The organism is Moritella dasanensis ArB 0140, from assembly GCF_000276805.1.
In the GTDB taxonomy this organism is placed as follows: Bacteria; Pseudomonadota; Gammaproteobacteria; order Enterobacterales; family Moritellaceae; genus Moritella; species Moritella dasanensis.
Map to the genome: position 1 here is coordinate 1 of NZ_AKXQ01000024.1, position 17,283 is coordinate 17,283.

Sequence of the window (17,283 nt, forward strand, 5' to 3'; positions counted from 1 at the left end):
CAGTTAATACAGTTAATACAGTCTAAATAATAAAAACAGAACTAACCCACATTATATGTAAGTTAGTTCTGTTTATTTATTCCAGTACACACAGCTTCGATAACGCTAATTAAGCTGCTTAGTCACAAGTAATTACCCGTTAAAACAAGGCTTCATTCAACCATAGATGACATAGAATAGACGCGATGTAACCCAGTGCAATCACTGGTGCCCAACGTAAGTGACCTGCAAACGTATACAGACCACGCGCTTGACCCATTAGCGCCACACCAGCTGCAGAACCGATAGACAGTAAACTACCGCCCACGCCGGCTGTTAACGTCACTAATAACCATTGGCCTAATGACATATCAGGTTGCATGCTTAATACCGCAAACATCACCGGAATATTATCTACAACTGCAGACAACAGACCCACGACCACGTTAGCAACCGTCGTATCCCACGAGCCGTACATGATGCCAGATGCCAGACTGAGGTAACCCATAAAGCCTAAACCACCCACACACATGATCACACCGTAGAAGAATAACAGCGTATCCCACTCGGCTTTCGCCACTTTGTGAAATACATCAAACGGCACGACGCTACCAAGCTGTTCTAACGCTTTCTCGTCCTGAGCAAGTTCTGCTTTAGCACGTTTACGTTCTAACGAAATGGGTAATGTTTTACGCAGGAAGTAACCGAAGAATTGTAGATAACCCAGACCTGTCATCATACCCAGAACTGGCGGCATGTGCAGAACACTGTGCGCAGCAACCGCTGATGCCACAGTCAGTAGGAATAACAACACAATACGTTTGGCACCACGCTTGGTATGCACAACTTCTTGAACGCCGGATAACTTGGCATTTTTAGGAATGAAGAACGTCATGATAGTCGCTGGTACAACAAAGTTAATCACAGATGGTAGGAATAGCGCGGCAAATTCGTTAAATGCAACCATGCCTTTTTGCCATACCATTAACGTTGTAATATCACCAAATGGGCTAAACGCACCACCGGCATTCGCGGCAACAACAATATTAATACACGCCAGGTTAATAAATTTCTTATCTTCCCCCGCTACTTTTAATACCACAGCACACATAAGCAGTGCCGTTGTTAAGTTATCGGCAATCGGCGAAATAAAGAATGCCAAAATACCCGTTAACCAAAACAGTCCTCTTAAATCCAACCCTTTGCTTAACATCCAACTGCGCAATGCATCAAATAACTGACGCTCTTCCATCGCATTGATGTAAGTCATCGCTACCAGCAAGAACAGTAATAGCTCTGCATACTCTAACAGGTTATGCCTAAACGCGGCCTCAGCAACGTCTGACATACCTAAGTTAGCATAATGCCAACCGATAAGGGTCCAGATAACACCAGCTGCCACCAGTACAGGTTTTGATTTTCGTAAATGTAAATGCTCTTCCGCCATTACCAACAAGTATGCGCAGGTAAAGATGATGATAGCAAAATAGCCTATTCTGGATGTGGTGAGATCAATGATTTCTCCACCACCTGACGCAAACGCAAACGTTGCCGGTGCTAATCCAAACAAGATAATTAAAATAAGCTTCATTGCCATGTTATGTGCCTTCCCTCTCAAAATGATAAAAACTTGTTCAATATATGTTATATAATTGTTTTTCGCTATTGGAAAAATGCTGTTTAATGAAGTAATAGCTATTTAAATGTGCTTTATCAATTCGCTTTTAATTAATTGTTCACGATAAATACATTTAAATGCTCTTTTATGCCACAGTGATTAGCAACAAGAATAAGATAAGCACTTGCTCAACGCTCCGCAATTACCTAACATCGACCGTTACTCACATGGATAATTAACATTGACTGCCATAATGCATGAGCAAGGAACCCCACATTGAATCAAGAATTAAGATTAATCGTTTCCCAATTCCTCGCCGATAGCGACACATTAAATAACGCAGATTCAAATGTTTATAATTTAATATTAATCGCACTTTGCCTGACTTTAGCGGCTGTCAGTTATTGGATAGTCAAACGTGTCGTCGTCAAAGCCTTAAAAATAATGTCTGTGCGCTCGAAAGTGACTTGGGATGACACATTCGTTGCTCATGGTGTATTAGAAAAATTTGCGTTATTAGTACCGCTATTGGTGATCGATTTATTACTGCCATTATTTACGGTGCTCTCATCCTTTATCACCGAAGTCTTTGGCCGTATTCTCAGTGCGCTATTAGTGATTTTATTGATACGCGGTATTTATGCGGTGCTTAATGCCATAGCCCAAATTGCCGATGAACATACTGCTACTCACAGATTGCCTATCACCAGTTTCAATCAGTTACTTAAATTGTTTTTATTCTGCGTGGCAGCCATTATCACCGTATCCATTTTATCTGACCGTTCACCAATCTACTTCTTGAGTGGATTAGGTGTGGCGACAGGTTTCATCATGCTGATATTCAAGGATACCATTTTAGGTTTTGTCGCTGGTATCCAGTTAGCCACGAATCAAATGGTGACCAGAGGCGATTGGATACAAATGGATAAATACGGGGCCGATGGAACCGTAGAAGAAGTATCTCTCACCACAGTAAAAGTACGTAACTTTGATAAAACAATTACCATGCTACCCGCTTATGCCTTGGTGTCTGACGCCTTTAAGAATTGGCGCGGCATGACCGAGTCTGGTGGTCGCCGGATCAAACGTAGTGTGTTTATCGATATACAAAGTATTGGCTTTTTAAGCAAAGAAGATACTGAGCGTCTTAGCCATGTACATTTATTAAAAAACTATCTCACCGATAAAAGTTTTGATATTAATACCTTTAATCTGCCTTTTAGTGACGATGAACATGCAGTAAATAGCCGAGGTTTAACCAATGTCGGCACCTTTAGGGTTTATTTGTTGGCATATTTACAACAACACCCACAAGTACGTAAAGACATGACATTATTGGTAAGGCAGTTGGCGCCCACGACGCAAGGTATGCCTATCGAGATCTATATCTTTACCAATGACATCCGTTGGGCTTTTTATGAAGACATACAAGCAGATATATTTGATCATATTTTCTCAGTATTACCTGCGTTTGGGTTGCAGGCTTTTCAACAGCCGAGTGGCAATGATATTCAAGGATTACAGCGTAACTAACCAGCCTAACTCGAATGTATACGTATAGACCTGTTCTGGTCAAACAAGAACGGGTTTATGGTTTTATTACCGTAGAAGCCTTTCTTTTCTTAGCTGTTTTTATTATATTGCTAGGTTCTGATAATCAACCGTAAGCTATTTAATAAAAATGACTCATGACCTTAAAATACTGCGGTTGATAAAAGTAATTCCCCCTATCATTGTCATTATCTTTGCTATTTTGGTTAACATTATTGTTATTAGCAATAATCAAAGCACGCTCAAAAACGATATAAAAACACTGCGTCAAGATTTTATAAAAAAAGAAAAAGAGTTAGTTAAATATCAAGTTAAACAAATTTTTCAGCAAGTTACCTACGAAAAAAGTAATACCGAAGCGTTATTAAAAGAATCCATTAAATCACGTGTTTATCAGGCTCATCGCATCGCTACTACGATTTATGAAGCAAACAAGGATAAATCTGAAGCGCAAGTCACCAAGTTAATTACTGACGCCTTAAGAAGTATTCGCTTTAACCAAGGCCGTGGTTATTATTTCATTTATAAAACCAATGGTTTGAGTGTTATGCACCCGACCGTACCTGCATTTGAGGGTACTTCAAAATGGGACTACCAAGATGGAAGAGGTAATTACATTGCTCGTGATATGGGGAAATTAATTAAAACTCACGATGAAAGTTTTTACCGGTGGTGGTTTGTTAAACCCGAGAATAACAATAAAGAATTTGAAAAAATTGGTTTTGGTAAACGATTTGCACCTTACGATTGGTTTATAGGCACAGGTGAATATGTTATCGATGTCGAAAATGACATTAAACAACGTCTATTACAGCGTATTTCCAATATCCGTTATGGTAATAATGGCTATATTTTCGTGATTGATTATCAGGGCAATTATTTATCCCATTATCAAAAAGACTTTGAGGGAACAAATCGGTTTAACGTGCTGAACCAACAAGGTATAGCAACTGTTCAGCAAATTATTGACGTTGCCAAACAAGGTGAAGATTACCTGCACTATGTTGGGCCCGTGATACCAACCACCGCTAGATCAGCGGATAAAATAAGCTATATCATGGGCTTCCCTGATTGGCAGTGGGCAATTGGATCTGGGGTATATATTAGCGAAATCGAAGATTACCTCACTACTCGTGAGCAGGCCATTGAGCAACAGCATAAGAATGAGTTCGCCAACATTTTATGGTTAAGTTTATTCACCACGTTATTTTTTGTGGCCTTATCATTTATTCTAGCTAATTATTTAAGTCGTCGTTTTGCCTTGTATGAACGCCAAATTAGCGCTGATTTTTCAACGCTGAATAAAGTAAAAGAACAACTACAATATCAAGCATTACACGATACGTTAACGGCATTACCAAATCGCACATTACTCGATATGCAAATAGCCAAAGGCATTGCCCTATCTAAGATGAGTAATAAAAAATTAGCAATCATGTTTGTCGACCTCGATGATTTTAAAAAAATAAATGACCTGTATGGCCATTCTGTTGGTGATGAATTGCTAACGACACTTGGCACTGTATTTAATCAGCTATTATCTCCTGGTGATAATGTCGCCCGTTTTGGTGGTGATGAATTTGTCTTTTGTTTCCCTGAGTTAGACGATTTAGCCGCTGCAGAAAGAAAAGTTCAAAGCATATGTGCGATCTTTAAACAAAGCTTTATCATAAATGGTAAATCAATTTATTCAAGTTGCAGTATCGGTGTGGCAATGTATCCAGATGATGGTGACGCTAGCGAGCAGTTGATTAGTAAGGCTGACATTGTCCTGTATAAATCAAAAGCACAACGTAAAGGCAATTATCTATTCTTCAATGACACTATCAATACCCAAGTGCAACACGATCTACTGCTCGAATCTGAATTACATTTAGCGATAGAAAATAATGAGTTAGACGTGCTTTATCAGCCGCAAATTGATGTCAGCACAGGTCAGATCTACGGGGTCGAGGCCTTGGCGCGCTGGTATAACCCTAAGTTGGGACATATCTCGCCAGTAGAATTTATTAAAGTGGCTGAAGATGTAGGAATGATCAACGAAATCGGTCGTTTTGTGATTGAAAAATCTTTAACTGATATCTTACTGTTTAATCGCGACAGTGACATTCAGCTGCAGCTATCAATTAATATTTCACCCAAGCAATTAATGGAACCCCATTTTGTCAGTAATCTAATTAAGATAACCACTGACATAGCCGTGGATAACCATCTTGTGACCTTAGAAATTACTGAAAACGTGCTGATTAATGATTTAGCGACAGTACAGCCCATTCTACAATCGGTCAGGGACAACGGCTTTAAATTATCGCTGGATGACTTTGGTACCGGATATTCTTCTTTAAGCTACTTGAGTAATCTGCCGATCAGTGAAATTAAAATTGATCGCTCATTTATCGATAAATTTCTGACGAATGATCAAAGTGAGTCCTTAGTCAAAACCATTATTGCGCTTGGAGAGCTTTGTGATGTAATCGTGATTGCCGAAGGGGTAGAAACTGAAGAACAATATGCTCGTCTTCGTCATTATCGCTGTGATTTGGTTCAAGGCTATTATTTTGACCGACCACTTTCACTGGCTGCTCTTACAGAAAATTATCAACATCATCACGCGACGCATAAAGCATGAGGCATAAAAAAACGCGCTACCCCGATGCTGATTAGCAGCAGGATAACGCGTTAACAATAACTTCTATACGCTGGTAATTAAAGAATGACCATTAGAGCGTGTGCTTAAAGACGAGTACGTGTCTTCGCTTTACCAAATCTTGGTTTAGAAGGTACTTTCTTACCGTGTAGCGGTATACCAGAACCAGCAGGCTTAGTACGGCCTTGGCCTTTACCGCGAGGTTCATTAGTTTCTTCAACTTCTTTACCCAATCGACCGTCTTTCTTCGGCTTTTGACGTGCTTCATTGTTTTTCAATGAACGACGGATACGGCCTTGACGAATACGTGTTTCTTTACGATCTAGGTTACGTGCTGTTGTTTCAGGTGGTAATGAAACGATAGCGCGTAAGTAGTTAATCTCATCAAGCGCTAGCTCTGACCAACCGCCACGAGGTAAACGACGATCCAATACTAAAGAACCATAACGGATACGGATAAGACGACTTACCTGAATACCTTGAGATTCCCATAAGCGACGTACTTCACGGTTACGACCTTCACTCAATAATACGTTGTACCATTGGTTAAGACCTTCGCCGCCAGTACCTTCAGCAACACCTTTAATTTTTTGGAATTTAGCAGGGCCATCTTCCAATTCAACACCCATACGTAGGTTTTGAATGATTTTAGGTGTTACTTCACCAAAGATACGACAAGAGTATTCACGCTCTACTTCGTGGCTTGGGTGCATTAGACGGTTTGCTAGCTCACCATCTGTCGTAAATAATAATAGACCAGAAGTATTGATATCTAGACGACCAATTGCGATCCAACGGCCGCTTTTTAATGGTGGTAGACGATCAAATACAGTCTTACGACCTTCTGGATCTTTACGCGTACATAACTCACCTTCAGGTTTATGGTATGCAAGAATACGACATACGTCTTCTTCTACTGTGATAACTTTAACCGGATGACCATCAAAACGTATTTGATCTGTCTCTTCAACACGGCTACCCAAAGTCACAATGTCACCATTAACGCTGACACGGCCTTCAGTGATCACAGCTTCCATCTCACGACGGGAACCTAAACCAGCACGTGCTAGTACTTTCTGTAGTTTTTCACTCATCAGTTTTCCTAAATATTAAGTTACGATTTCTCATCGTTATTATAAATTATTGATATCATTAGATATCCAATACAATTTCATCATCCATGGCGGCTAATTTAGCCAGTAAAGCTTCATCCAATGGGGGTAATTCTTGAATACTTTTAATACCAAAGTAATCTAAAAATTGTGTGGTTGTCGCATACAAAGCCGGTCGTCCCGGTACTTCCTTACGGCCAATCACTTTGATCCATTCCCGTTCTTCAAGGGTGTGGATCGTTTGGCTGCTTACTGCAACCCCACGAACTGCCTCAATATCTCCCCGACTAACGGGTTGACGATAGGCAATCAGTGCTAATGTTTCTAATGTCGCGCGCGAGTATTTTGCTGGTTTATCTTGCAACATCCGCTGCAACCAAGGCGATAAATGCGAACGCGCTTGAAAGCGATAACCACTGGCAACTTCCACCAGCTCGACACCTTTACCTTGATAATCTGTGGTTATCTCGGCAATGTAAGCGCTAACTTGCTGACGAGTTAAACCTTCATCGGCAAGCACGTCACGGCATAAAGCCGCTAATGATAACGGTTTCTTAGCAACAAAAATAGCCGCTTCGATAATCTGTTTATAAGGTGTTGTATTCACACTCAGGTCTCATACTTATTCGGCTAAGCTTAAGTATATCTCACCCAAAGGATTATTCTGGATAAGGCTAATTAAAGACTCTTTCAGTAACTCAAGAATGGCGAGAAAACTCACCACAATACCGCGTCGTCCTTCAGCGGGATCGATAACTTGATGGAAAGTTCGCACTTTACCATCTTGCAGTAATGCCAGTATATGAGTCATCTTTTCACGCGTGGTTAATATTTCACGTTGGATCTGATGATGCTCGAAGTGTTCTGCCTTCTTGAGTAATTTTTGCAGATTATACGCCAAGTCTCGCAGAGATACTTCAGCTAATAACGGTGTAGTGATAATATTTTCTGGCAGTTCTGCGTTAGCAACAAAAATATCCCGTTGGATCCGGGGTTGCTTGTCCAAATCTTCTGCCGCATTCTTAAATATTTCGTATTCTTGTAACTGTCGGATCAGCACTAAACGTGGATCATCAAGTTCTTCTTCTGCCATCACTAATTTAGGTAGCAGTAAACGCGATTTAATTTCTGCCAGTAATGCGGCCATCACTAAATACTCACCGGCTAATTCAATTTTCAACGTGGTCATCAGATCCACGTATTCCATGTATTGCGCAGTGATTTTTTGCATTGGTAACTGCAAAATATCGAGTTTTTGCTTTTTAATTAAATACAGCAATAAATCTAATGGGCCTTCAAATGCGTCTAAGAATACACTCAGCGCATCTGGCGGAATAAACAAATCCTTTGGTACTTTACGTAATAACTCGCCATTAACCTTGGCAATCGCAGTGCTAGATTCTACCACTGGTTACACAAAAGCAGATGCATCACCAGCACCTTGACGCAGCAGCACTGCATTACCTTCAGAATAATCAATAACCGTGGTCGCTTGCTCACCTAAATAACCACCATTAATGATCAGGTCTACTTGGTTTTCAAGTTGATCGCGGATCGCCTCAGGATCAAATTCAGTGCCTTCATTACCCGGTAAGATTAACGATGTTGACATCATCGGCTCACCCAACGCTTCTAATATAGCTAAAGCGATGGCATTGTCTGGCACTCGAATACCGATGGTTTTACGCTTCGGATTCATTAAACGACGCGGCACTTCTTTAGTGCCTTTAAAAATAAAGGTAAACGGACCCGGGGTATTGTTTTTAAGCGCGCGGTAAGCACTATTTTCAACACGTGCATACGACGACAGTTCCGATAAATCACGACACAATAACGTAAAGTTATGGTCTTTATCTAACTTACGAATTTTACAAATACGTTCTAACGCGTTTTTGTCCCCGGTATGACAACCTAGCGCATAGCCAGAATCTGTCGGATAGATGATCACGCCACCATCACGTAATATAGTAACGGCCTGACTGATTAAACGCGCTTGCGGGTTATCAGGATGCACGTAAAAAAATTGACTCATAATAATGATTCCTTAACTGTTGAATGACCGTAGCTCACGCTGCTTAACGGCTATGCAGCCATTCAACTCAGCTTAGTTACGCTTTGAGCAATTTACTTAATCAATTTGCTTAACCAGTTGTCTTAATTAATGGTCTTAATTAATGGCCTTAATATAGCCCCTTACTCCACTACAGCACTTTGCTCAGCAGCAGAGACTGATTGCACCTCTATTTCAGGCCAAGACGACCACACAGGCGTACAATCTTTAGGGATATATAAATTTCGACCTAATTCAGTCCAGCTACTTGGTCGATGAAAATCAGAACCAACAGACCCAGATAAATTATAATCACGAGCATAAGTCGCGAGCTGGGTACGTTCAGTAATACCTTGTTGCGGCTGCCCAACCTCCATGGCATCACCACCCGCTTCTTCAAAGGCAGCGAGTAATCTTTTAAACCACTTAGTTGACAGTTTATACTGCAGCGGATGAGCCAGTACAGCTTGCCCACCAGATTGATGAATTATTTCTATCGTTTGTTCAATTGTTGCCCAGTTGGGTGGCACATAACCGGTTTTACCTTTGGCTAAGAAACGTTTGAATACATTTTGAAAGGTATTCTCAACGCCTTGTTCAACCAAGTATTGGGCAAAGTGGCTGCGGGTTATACTGGCATCACCAGCCAAGGCTTTTGCGCCTTCATAGGCACCAACAATACGCGCTTTCGCTAAACGATTACCCATTTCAATAGCACGTTCTTCACGCTTATTACGTTGTTCGGCTAAAAACGCCTGCAATGCTGGGTTAGCAAGCTCTACATTTAAGCCAACCACATGAATTTCATGATTTTGCCAGTTCGTTGAAACTTCAACACCATTGATTAACGTCAACGGCAATTGCATTGCTGCAATGGTGTCATGACCTTCTTGTAGGCCATCAGTAGTATCGTGATCGGTAATAGCGAACACATCAACACGACGTTCAACCGCACGTTGTACCAATTCAGCTGGACTTAAAGAGCCGTCAGAGGCTGTAGTATGAGAATGTAAATCGTATATCATAAAAATAGAGCGTATCCAGCGATAAAGTGTGTCAAAAAAGAAACAATAAAGTCCCATTATAAGTTTTATTTAACAATTTCACACAAATATTAATAAATGTATTGACAGTAATGGCCCAAAACGCATAAGTTTAACCTACTTAGATAACTTTATGGCTCAGAAGCAATGCAAATTATTACAAACCAAACAATCAGTTGGTGGTGGCACATTCCTCTTTAAACGGGCATGTGATTTTGTGATATCTGCAGTAAATGTAAATCTACAAAAATAACAAACATTAAAGCCCGTTTCATTGAAACGGGCTTTTTTATTGGAAATTTTAGCACTCTAAAGCAAGGAAAGTACTATGACGCAACGATTAGCGCCAGGTAAATTACATTCAATTCAGCAAGATTGTCCGCACATTGATGATCCCCTTGCATTCTACCGTCACATGTATCGCCCAAGCGGTAACAGCTTATTATTAGAATCTGCTGACATCGTTACCAAAGCCGCATTGCAAAGTTTAATCTTGCTAGATGCTGCGGTTAAAATCTCTTGTTTTGGCCGCACGGTTCAATTCAGTGCATTAACTAAAAATGGTGAAAATTTACTGCCATTTTTAGCCGGTGAATTTACAGCTCAATTTGGTGCCGATACCGTTACATCTCTGAGTCATAACCAATTAGCATTAAGCTTTGCGCCGACAGACGACAGTCTCGATGAAGATTCTCGCTTACAGTCATCATCACCGTTCGATGCACTGCGCACCATTATCCAGCGTGTCATTCCAGAAACTCCGTTTCACGAAGCGTTATTCTTAGGTGGCTGTTTTGCCTATGACATGATTGCTAGTGTCGAAGAATTACCTAAAGTACCGGATGGCGCTAATATCTGTCCTGACTTTGTGTTCTACGTCGCTGAAACTTTAATTGTCATTGATCGTCAAACCCAACAATCAAAGTTAATTGGTAGCGTATTTGGTGGCGAGCACTTTGCTACGGCATTGAACGAAACGGAAGCAAAACTAGCCCGCATCCAAACCGAATGCACAACGGTATTAGCCGCTAACACCGACATTAAAACCGCAGACCTAACACTCAACGTCGATATCAGCGACAGTGCGTTTTGCGCAACGGTAGAAGGATTAAAAGACTACATTCGCAAAGGTGATATTTTCCAAGTAGTGCCATCACGTTGCTTTAACTTACCTTGCCCTGATTCACTAGCAGCTTATGAAAAACTAAAGCAAACTAATGCTAGCCCGTACATGTTCTATTTGAACGATTCAGACTTTGTATTATTTGGTGCATCACCAGAAAGTGCATTGAAATATGATGCGCAAAGCAATGACGTTGAGATTTACCCAATTGCTGGCACACGTCGCCGTGGTTTCCGCGCTGACGGTTCGATTTGCCCAGACTTAGATGGTCGTATTGAATTAGAACTTCGCCAAGATAAAAAAGAAACCGCAGAACACATTATGCTGGTTGATTTAGCGCGTAACGATGTGGCCCGTATTAGCCAACCCGGTACACGTTACGTTGCCAACCTATTAAACGTAGATCGTTACAGCTACGTGATGCATTTAGTGTCACGCGTAAAAGGTAAACTGCGTAACGATCTTGATGCCCTACACGCTTATCAAGCGTGCATGAACATGGGTACCTTAGTCGGCGCACCCAAAATACGCGCAGCAGAATTAGTACGCCAAGTTGAACAGCAGCGCCGTGGTAGTTATGGTGGCGCAGTAGGTTACCTTACTGGTGACGGTACCATGGATACTTGTATTGTTATTCGTTCAGCATTTGTTAAAGATGACACAGCCTATGTACAAGCAGGCGCTGGTGTGGTTTACGATTCCAACCCACAAGCTGAAGCCGATGAAACCCGCAGTAAAGCCGCCGCAGTATTAAATGCCGTGGCACTAGCGCAAGGTTCATCATTGGCAGAGATTATGCAAGCAGAGAGCATGAAAGCAGAAGCTAACTCGACTACAAACAACCCAAACACAAACACAAACTATTCAAGCATAACTAGCAACGCTAAGTAACGGAGGCAACATGAGCAACACTTTATTTTTATTAGACAACTTTGACTCTTTTACTTACAACCTAGTCGATCAGTTTCGCAGCCTAGGCCATGACGTTAAAATTTACCGTAACAGCATCAGCGCAGAAGCAATCAAACAACAAATTGATGCATGTGAAAATGACCCAATTGTGGTACTTTCACCGGGTCCCGGTAATCCATCAGAAGCGGGTTGTTTGTTGGAACTAATCCGCTTATGTCGTGGTCAATATCCAATGATTGGCATTTGCTTAGGGCATCAAGCTCTGGTACAACAATATGGTGGAGTAGTTGGCCGTGCAGAAGAGATCATGCACGGTAAAGCATCATCAATTAACCATGATGGTCAGTTAATGTTTGCAGGTTTAAGCCAGCCACTACCCGTTGCCCGTTATCACTCATTAGTGGCAACCGAAGTGCCAAGTAGCTTAACGGTTAATGCCGAGTTTAACGGCATGCCAATGGCCATTATTCAGCCTGAAGACAAAGTGATAGGCTTTCAATTTCATCCAGAATCAATATTAACCAGTGAAGGCGCCGAGTTGTTAAAGAATACCCTAGCATGGGCAACAGCATCAGCAACAAGTCCTAAGGAGTAGGCCAATGGAAAATAATAATGTAGTAGCACCAACAATCGCCGACATTCTAGAAAAATTATATGCAAACCAAGTACTGACACTCGAAGAGTCAGAAACGGTATTTAGCGCGGTTGTAAAAGGTGAAATGGATCCAATCGTACTTTCATCAGTGCTTACAGCGTTAAAAATACGCGGTGAGCAACCCGATGAGATTGCCGGTGCAGCGCAAGCGTTATTAGCGGCCGCAACGCCTTTCCCTGCGATAGATGAAGTACATGCCGATTGCTGTGGCACCGGTGGCGACAACATGAATACCATTAATATATCTACTACAGCTGCGTTTGTCGCTGCTGCTTGTGGATTAAAAATGACTAAACATGGTAACCGCAGCGTATCGAGTAAATCAGGCTCGTCAGACCTATTAGAAGCGTTTGGTATTAACCTTACTCAGACTCCAGAACAAGCAAAAGCGTGCCTTGATGAATTAGGTATTTGCTTTTTATTCGCACCACAATACCATGCAGGTATTCGCCATGCGATGCCTGTGCGTCAAGCGCTCAAAACCCGCACCATCTTTAATGTGCTTGGGCCATTGCTCAACCCAACTCGCCCACAAGTACAGCTGATGGGTGTGTATGATGAATGCCTGATACTCCCAATCGCCCAAACCATGGATAAACTCGGTGTGCAACGTGCATTAGTTGTCCACGGTAGTGGTTTAGACGAAGTCGCGCTACACGGTGAAACCAAAGTAGCTGAATTGAATAACGGCATGATCACCGAGTACACTTTAAGCCCGGCAGACTTTGGCGTCGCACGTTATGACGTGGCGGCACTTCGCGGCGGTGATGCAGCGGAAAATAAAGTTATTATCGAGCGCCTATTATCAGGTCACGGTACAGATGCACAAAAAGCCGCAGTGGCGATCAACGTATCGGCATTATTAGTGGTTGCCGAGATAGCCACAGACTTTAAACACGGTACTGAATTAGCCATGGCAGCGATTGATAATGGCAGCGCCTTAGCCTTAATCAATCAACTGGCCGTAAAAAGTCAGCAAGTCTAATCTTACCTTGTTCTTAGTAGAGCTTTGAGTACAGGTCTTAATAAAAGGAAGTGAGCATAAATGTTAACGCAAGAGTTACAGCAAACCATTCTCGGTAATATTGTTGACGATAAAGTGATTTGGGTTGCCGCGCGTAAAGCCAGCCAACCATTAGCGAGTTTTATTGCTGACTTAGTACCAACAGACCGTGATTTCTATGCCGCGTTATCAGGTAAGCCGACCAAGTTTATTCTGGAATGCAAAAAAGCATCACCATCGAAAGGGCTAATCCGTCCAGAGTTTGATTTAGATTTAATTGCTGGTGTCTACAAAAACTATGCCGCAGCAATCTCGGTATTAACCGATGAAAAATACTTCCAAGGTGACTTTGAGTACGTGACAAAAGTACGTAGCATAGTGACACAGCCAGTGATCTGTAAAGACTTCATCATTGACGAATACCAGATCTATTTGGCGCGTTTACATCAAGCAGATGCAACACTATTGATGTTGTCAGTATTAGATGATGCTGAATATATTGCCTTAGCGAAAGTAGCTCACGACCTTAATATGGGCGTGCTTACTGAAGTCAGCAACGAAGAAGAATTAGTACGTGCAATCGCCTTAGATGCAAAAGTAATTGGTATTAATAACCGTGACTTACGCGATCTGTCAATTGACTTGAACCGCACTAAGGTTATTGCCCCGCAAATTCCAGCGGATCGCATCATCATTTCAGAATCGGGCATTTATAGTAACCAGCAAGTCCGTGATTTAGCCAACTACGCCAACGGTTTCTTAGTCGGCAGTTCATTAATGTCACAAGACAATGTTGATTTAGCTTGTCGTCGTTTGATTTTAGGTGACAATAAAGTCTGCGGCCTAACACGCCCAGAAGATGCAAAAACAGTCTATGAACAAGGTGCTATTTATGGCGGCCTTATCTTTGCAAAAAAATCGCCACGTTGCGTAAACTTAGCAACAGCGCAAGACGTGATTGCCGCAGCCCCACTGGCTTACGTGGGTGTGTTTGTGGATGAACAAGTTACCCTTGTTGCCCAGCTAGCGAATCATTTAGGTTTAGCCGCGGTGCAACTGCATGGCAGCGAAGACGACAGTTACATTGCCATGTTACGCGTCTTACTCGACGACAACATTCAAATTTGGCAGGCGCACGGTGTTAGCGAACAAGCAGCAGAATTAAGTAAAGAGTTAAGTAAAGAGCTAGATACAGCCAACGTTGATCGTCATTTAGTCGATACGAAGGTAGCAGGACAATCAGGCGGCACAGGACAAGCATTTGATTGGTCACTGCTAACACCAGAAGATTGCAGTAAAACCATGCTGGCAGGTGGCTTAACCCCTGACAACGTAGCAGACGCAGCAAAACTAGGTTGCTTAGGACTGGATCTAAACTCAGGATTAGAATCAGCACCCGGTATTAAAGATACAAACAAAATTATTGCGGCATTTAGCGCGCTTAGACATTATTAAAGGAACTTATCATGGCAAAACTTAATGCCTTTTTTGGCGAATTCGGCGGCCAATACGTATCGCAAATCTTAATACCTGCATTAGATGAATTAGAAGATGCATTTATCGATTCACAAAACGATCCTGCATTTGAAAAAGAGTTTCAAACGCTATTGAATGAATACGCTGGTCGTCCAACACCGTTGACGCTATGCCGTAACATTACTAAAGGTTCAAAAACTAAAATCTACCTAAAACGTGAAGATCTACTCCACGGTGGCGCTCACAAGACCAACCAAGTATTAGGTCAAGCCCTATTGGCTAAACGCATGGGTAAAACCGAAGTCATTGCCGAAACTGGCGCTGGTCAACACGGTACAGCATCGGCGCTTGCTTGTGCTTTATTGGGCCTAAAATGTCGCATCTATATGGGTGTGAAGGACATGGAACGCCAAAAGCCCAACGTATTTCGCATGAAATTAATGGGCGCAGAAGTCATCGGCGTTGATTCCGGTGCTGGCACATTAAAAGATGCCTGTAATGAAGCGCTGCGTGACTGGTCTGCCAACTACGAAAATGCACATTACCTATTAGGTACTGCCGCTGGTCCTCACCCATTCCCTACGATTGTGCGTGAATTCCAAAAAATGATCGGTGAAGAAGCCAAACAGCAGATCTTAAAAGCAGAAGGTCGCTTGCCTGATGCTGTTATTGCCTGTGTTGGTGGTGGTTCAAATGCCATTGGTATCTTCAACGACTTCATCGAAGAAGAAGGTGTGAAACTGTACGGTGTTGAACCTGCAGGTAAAGGTATTGCAAGTGGCGAACATGGCGCACCTATTGCCGAAGGGACTAACGGTATTTTCTTTGGTATGCACTCACTATTGATGCAAGATACTTACGGTCAGATCCAAGAGTCTTATTCTGTATCAGCTGGTTTAGATTTCCCATCTGTTGGTCCACAGCACGCACATTTATACACATCAGGTCGTGCTGAATACCCATCTGTAACCGATGAAGAAGCACTGGCGTCATTCCAGTTATTATCATCGCAAGAAGGTATTATCCCTGCGCTTGAATCATCTCATGCATTAGCATTCGCATTGCAAATGATGGAAAAAGACATGGATAAAGAACAAATTTTAGTGGTTAATTTATCTGGACGTGGTGATAAAGATATCTTCACTGTTGCAGATATTCTTGAAGGTAAAGGAGCGCTATAATGGGACGTTATCAACAAGCTTTTGCTGCACTAGCAGAAAAAAATGAAGGTGCTTTCGTACCATTCGTCACGATTGGCGATCCAAACCGCGAGCAATCAATGGCGATCATCGACACATTAGTTGCCGCTGGTGCTGACGCGCTAGAACTGGGAATTCCCTTCTCAGATCCAGTTGCTGATGGTCCAACAATTCAAAAAGCGACATCTCGTGCACTAAATGCTGGTATCAACCCAAATATTTGCTTTGAAATGCTCACTGAGATCCGTGCTAAATATCCACAAATGCCAATCGGTCTATTGTTGTATGCCAACCTAGTATACGGTAATGGCACTGCAAACTTCATGGCTAAAGCGGCTGCTGCCGGTGTTGATTCATTATTGATTGCTGACGTGCCAGTACAATACGGCCAGCAGTTTAAAGAAGCGGGTGATAAAGTCGGTATAGAAAGTATCTATATTGCACCGCCAAATGCCGATGACGCGACACTGAAACAAGTAGCAGAGCAAGGTGCTGGTTATACTTACCTGCTAAGCCGCGCTGGTGTAACGGGTGCAGAAACGAAAGCTGAAATGCCAGTAGGTCCATTATTGGCCAAACTGAAATCGTTTAATGCCGCGCCTTGTCTACTTGGTTTTGGTATTTCATCACCAGAACAAGTTAAAAAAGCCATTGAAGCAGGTGCCGCTGGCGCGATTTCCGGTTCAGCGATTGTCAATATCATTGAGAAAAACCTAGGTGATAACCCGCAAATGCTGCAAGAATTAGCTGAATTCGTGACGCCAATGAAAGCGGCGACACGCGCGTAAGCGGGATTAATAGCCAAGTTATATTAAAACGCTTGGCCATTGACGACATATAAAGCTTTACCAATTAAGCCCTTAATGCCTATTATTATGACTATCACAAGACGATAGTTAGATAAGTTAGCGCTAA

At 42.1% G+C, this 17,283-nt stretch carries 14 protein-coding genes; 8 read left to right on the forward strand and 6 right to left on the reverse strand.

The features are described from left to right. Nucleotides 1-139: 139 nt before the first annotated feature. On the reverse strand, nucleotides 140-1,576 hold the full coding sequence (gene nhaD / locus A923_RS0117240) for a sodium:proton antiporter NhaD (protein WP_017222938.1): 1,437 nt from the start codon (nucleotides 1,574-1,576) through the stop codon (nucleotides 140-142). A 297-nt stretch (nucleotides 1,577-1,873) separates the two neighbouring features. Here nhaD and A923_RS0117245 point away from each other — a divergent pair, with 297 nt between their 5' ends. Continuing rightward, nucleotides 1,874-3,130, forward strand: a complete 1,257-nt coding sequence (locus A923_RS0117245; RefSeq protein ID WP_017222939.1) for a mechanosensitive ion channel family protein — start codon at nucleotides 1,874-1,876, stop codon at nucleotides 3,128-3,130. Between the two features lie 148 nt (nucleotides 3,131-3,278). Next, nucleotides 3,279-5,777: a bifunctional diguanylate cyclase/phosphodiesterase gene (locus A923_RS0117250; protein ID WP_017222940.1), complete on the forward strand. Its 2,499-nt coding sequence runs from the start codon at nucleotides 3,279-3,281 to the stop codon at nucleotides 5,775-5,777. Between the two features lie 104 nt (nucleotides 5,778-5,881). On the opposite strand, the gene rluB is transcribed toward A923_RS0117250, so the two are convergent. The 5 genes from rluB to rnm form a co-directional block, all read right to left on the reverse strand. Next, complete coding sequence (rluB, locus tag A923_RS0117255; protein ID WP_017222941.1) at nucleotides 5,882-6,889, reverse strand: 23S rRNA pseudouridine(2605) synthase RluB; 1,008 nt, start codon at nucleotides 6,887-6,889, stop codon at nucleotides 5,882-5,884. A gap of 58 nt (nucleotides 6,890-6,947) precedes the next feature. Then, a complete protein-coding gene (gene scpB / locus A923_RS0117260) occupies nucleotides 6,948-7,514 on the reverse strand; it encodes an SMC-Scp complex subunit ScpB (protein ID WP_017222942.1) in 567 nt (188 codons plus the stop codon). A 15-nt stretch (nucleotides 7,515-7,529) separates the two neighbouring features. Next, the gene (locus A923_RS0117265) at nucleotides 7,530-8,315 is read right to left on the reverse strand and encodes a segregation and condensation protein A (protein ID WP_017222943.1); all 786 of its coding nucleotides are present in this window, start codon (nucleotides 8,313-8,315) and stop codon (nucleotides 7,530-7,532) included. Between the two features lie 3 nt (nucleotides 8,316-8,318). After that, a complete protein-coding gene (locus tag A923_RS0117270; RefSeq protein WP_017222944.1) occupies nucleotides 8,319-8,939 on the reverse strand; it encodes an L-threonylcarbamoyladenylate synthase in 621 nt (206 codons plus the stop codon). A 161-nt stretch (nucleotides 8,940-9,100) separates the two neighbouring features. Continuing rightward, nucleotides 9,101-9,982: an RNase RNM gene (gene rnm, locus A923_RS0117275; RefSeq protein ID WP_017222945.1), complete on the reverse strand. Its 882-nt coding sequence runs from the start codon at nucleotides 9,980-9,982 to the stop codon at nucleotides 9,101-9,103. 346 nt (nucleotides 9,983-10,328) lie between these two features. Between rnm and A923_RS22320 the strand changes: the two genes are divergently transcribed. Genes A923_RS22320 through trpA form a run of 6 tightly spaced genes read left to right on the forward strand, consistent with a single transcriptional unit; the run spans nucleotide 10,329 to nucleotide 17,156 of the window. Further along, the gene (locus A923_RS22320; RefSeq protein ID WP_017222946.1) at nucleotides 10,329-12,014 is read left to right on the forward strand and encodes an anthranilate synthase component 1; all 1,686 of its coding nucleotides are present in this window, start codon (nucleotides 10,329-10,331) and stop codon (nucleotides 12,012-12,014) included. A 10-nt stretch (nucleotides 12,015-12,024) separates the two neighbouring features. Further along, a complete protein-coding gene (locus A923_RS0117285) occupies nucleotides 12,025-12,630 on the forward strand; it encodes an aminodeoxychorismate/anthranilate synthase component II (RefSeq protein ID WP_017222947.1) in 606 nt (201 codons plus the stop codon). Nucleotides 12,631-12,634: 4 nt separating this feature from the next. Continuing rightward, nucleotides 12,635-13,675: an anthranilate phosphoribosyltransferase gene (trpD, locus tag A923_RS0117290; RefSeq protein WP_017222948.1), complete on the forward strand. Its 1,041-nt coding sequence runs from the start codon at nucleotides 12,635-12,637 to the stop codon at nucleotides 13,673-13,675. Nucleotides 13,676-13,735: 60 nt separating this feature from the next. Then, entirely contained in the window at nucleotides 13,736-15,148 is a 1,413-nt protein-coding gene (gene trpCF / locus A923_RS0117295; protein WP_017222949.1) for a bifunctional indole-3-glycerol-phosphate synthase TrpC/phosphoribosylanthranilate isomerase TrpF, read from the forward strand. An 11-nt stretch (nucleotides 15,149-15,159) separates the two neighbouring features. Next, nucleotides 15,160-16,350 carry a tryptophan synthase subunit beta gene (gene trpB / locus A923_RS0117300; protein WP_017222950.1) on the forward strand — a complete coding sequence of 397 codons (1,191 nt, stop codon included), beginning with the start codon at nucleotides 15,160-15,162 and terminating at the stop codon, nucleotides 16,348-16,350. Beyond that, nucleotides 16,350-17,156, forward strand: coding sequence for a tryptophan synthase subunit alpha (trpA, locus tag A923_RS0117305; RefSeq protein WP_017222951.1), 807 nt, complete (start codon nucleotides 16,350-16,352; stop codon nucleotides 17,154-17,156). Before trpB ends, trpA begins: the two co-directional genes overlap by 1 nt. Nucleotides 17,157-17,283: the final 127 nt, after the last annotated feature.

Excerpts from the sequence above, each read along its gene's own strand:
- nhaD (WP_017222938.1), bottom strand. The coding sequence starts at position 1,576 with ATGGCAATGAAGCTTATTTTAATTATCTTGTTTGGATTAGCACCGGCA.
- A923_RS0117250 (WP_017222940.1), top strand. The coding sequence starts at position 3,279 with ATGACTCATGACCTTAAAATACTGCGGTTGATAAAAGTAATTCCCCCT.
- rluB (WP_017222941.1), bottom strand. The coding sequence starts at position 6,889 with ATGAGTGAAAAACTACAGAAAGTACTAGCACGTGCTGGTTTAGGTTCC.
- A923_RS0117270 (WP_017222944.1), bottom strand. The coding sequence starts at position 8,939 with ATGAGTCAATTTTTTTACGTGCATCCTGATAACCCGCAAGCGCGTTTA.
- rnm (WP_017222945.1), bottom strand. The coding sequence starts at position 9,982 with ATGATATACGATTTACATTCTCATACTACAGCCTCTGACGGCTCTTTA.
- A923_RS22320 (WP_017222946.1), top strand. The coding sequence starts at position 10,329 with ATGACGCAACGATTAGCGCCAGGTAAATTACATTCAATTCAGCAAGAT.
- A923_RS0117285 (WP_017222947.1), top strand. The coding sequence starts at position 12,025 with ATGAGCAACACTTTATTTTTATTAGACAACTTTGACTCTTTTACTTAC.
- trpD (WP_017222948.1), top strand. The coding sequence starts at position 12,635 with ATGGAAAATAATAATGTAGTAGCACCAACAATCGCCGACATTCTAGAA.
- trpCF (WP_017222949.1), top strand. The coding sequence starts at position 13,736 with ATGTTAACGCAAGAGTTACAGCAAACCATTCTCGGTAATATTGTTGAC.
- trpB (WP_017222950.1), top strand. The coding sequence starts at position 15,160 with ATGGCAAAACTTAATGCCTTTTTTGGCGAATTCGGCGGCCAATACGTA.
- trpA (WP_017222951.1), top strand. The coding sequence starts at position 16,350 with ATGGGACGTTATCAACAAGCTTTTGCTGCACTAGCAGAAAAAAATGAA.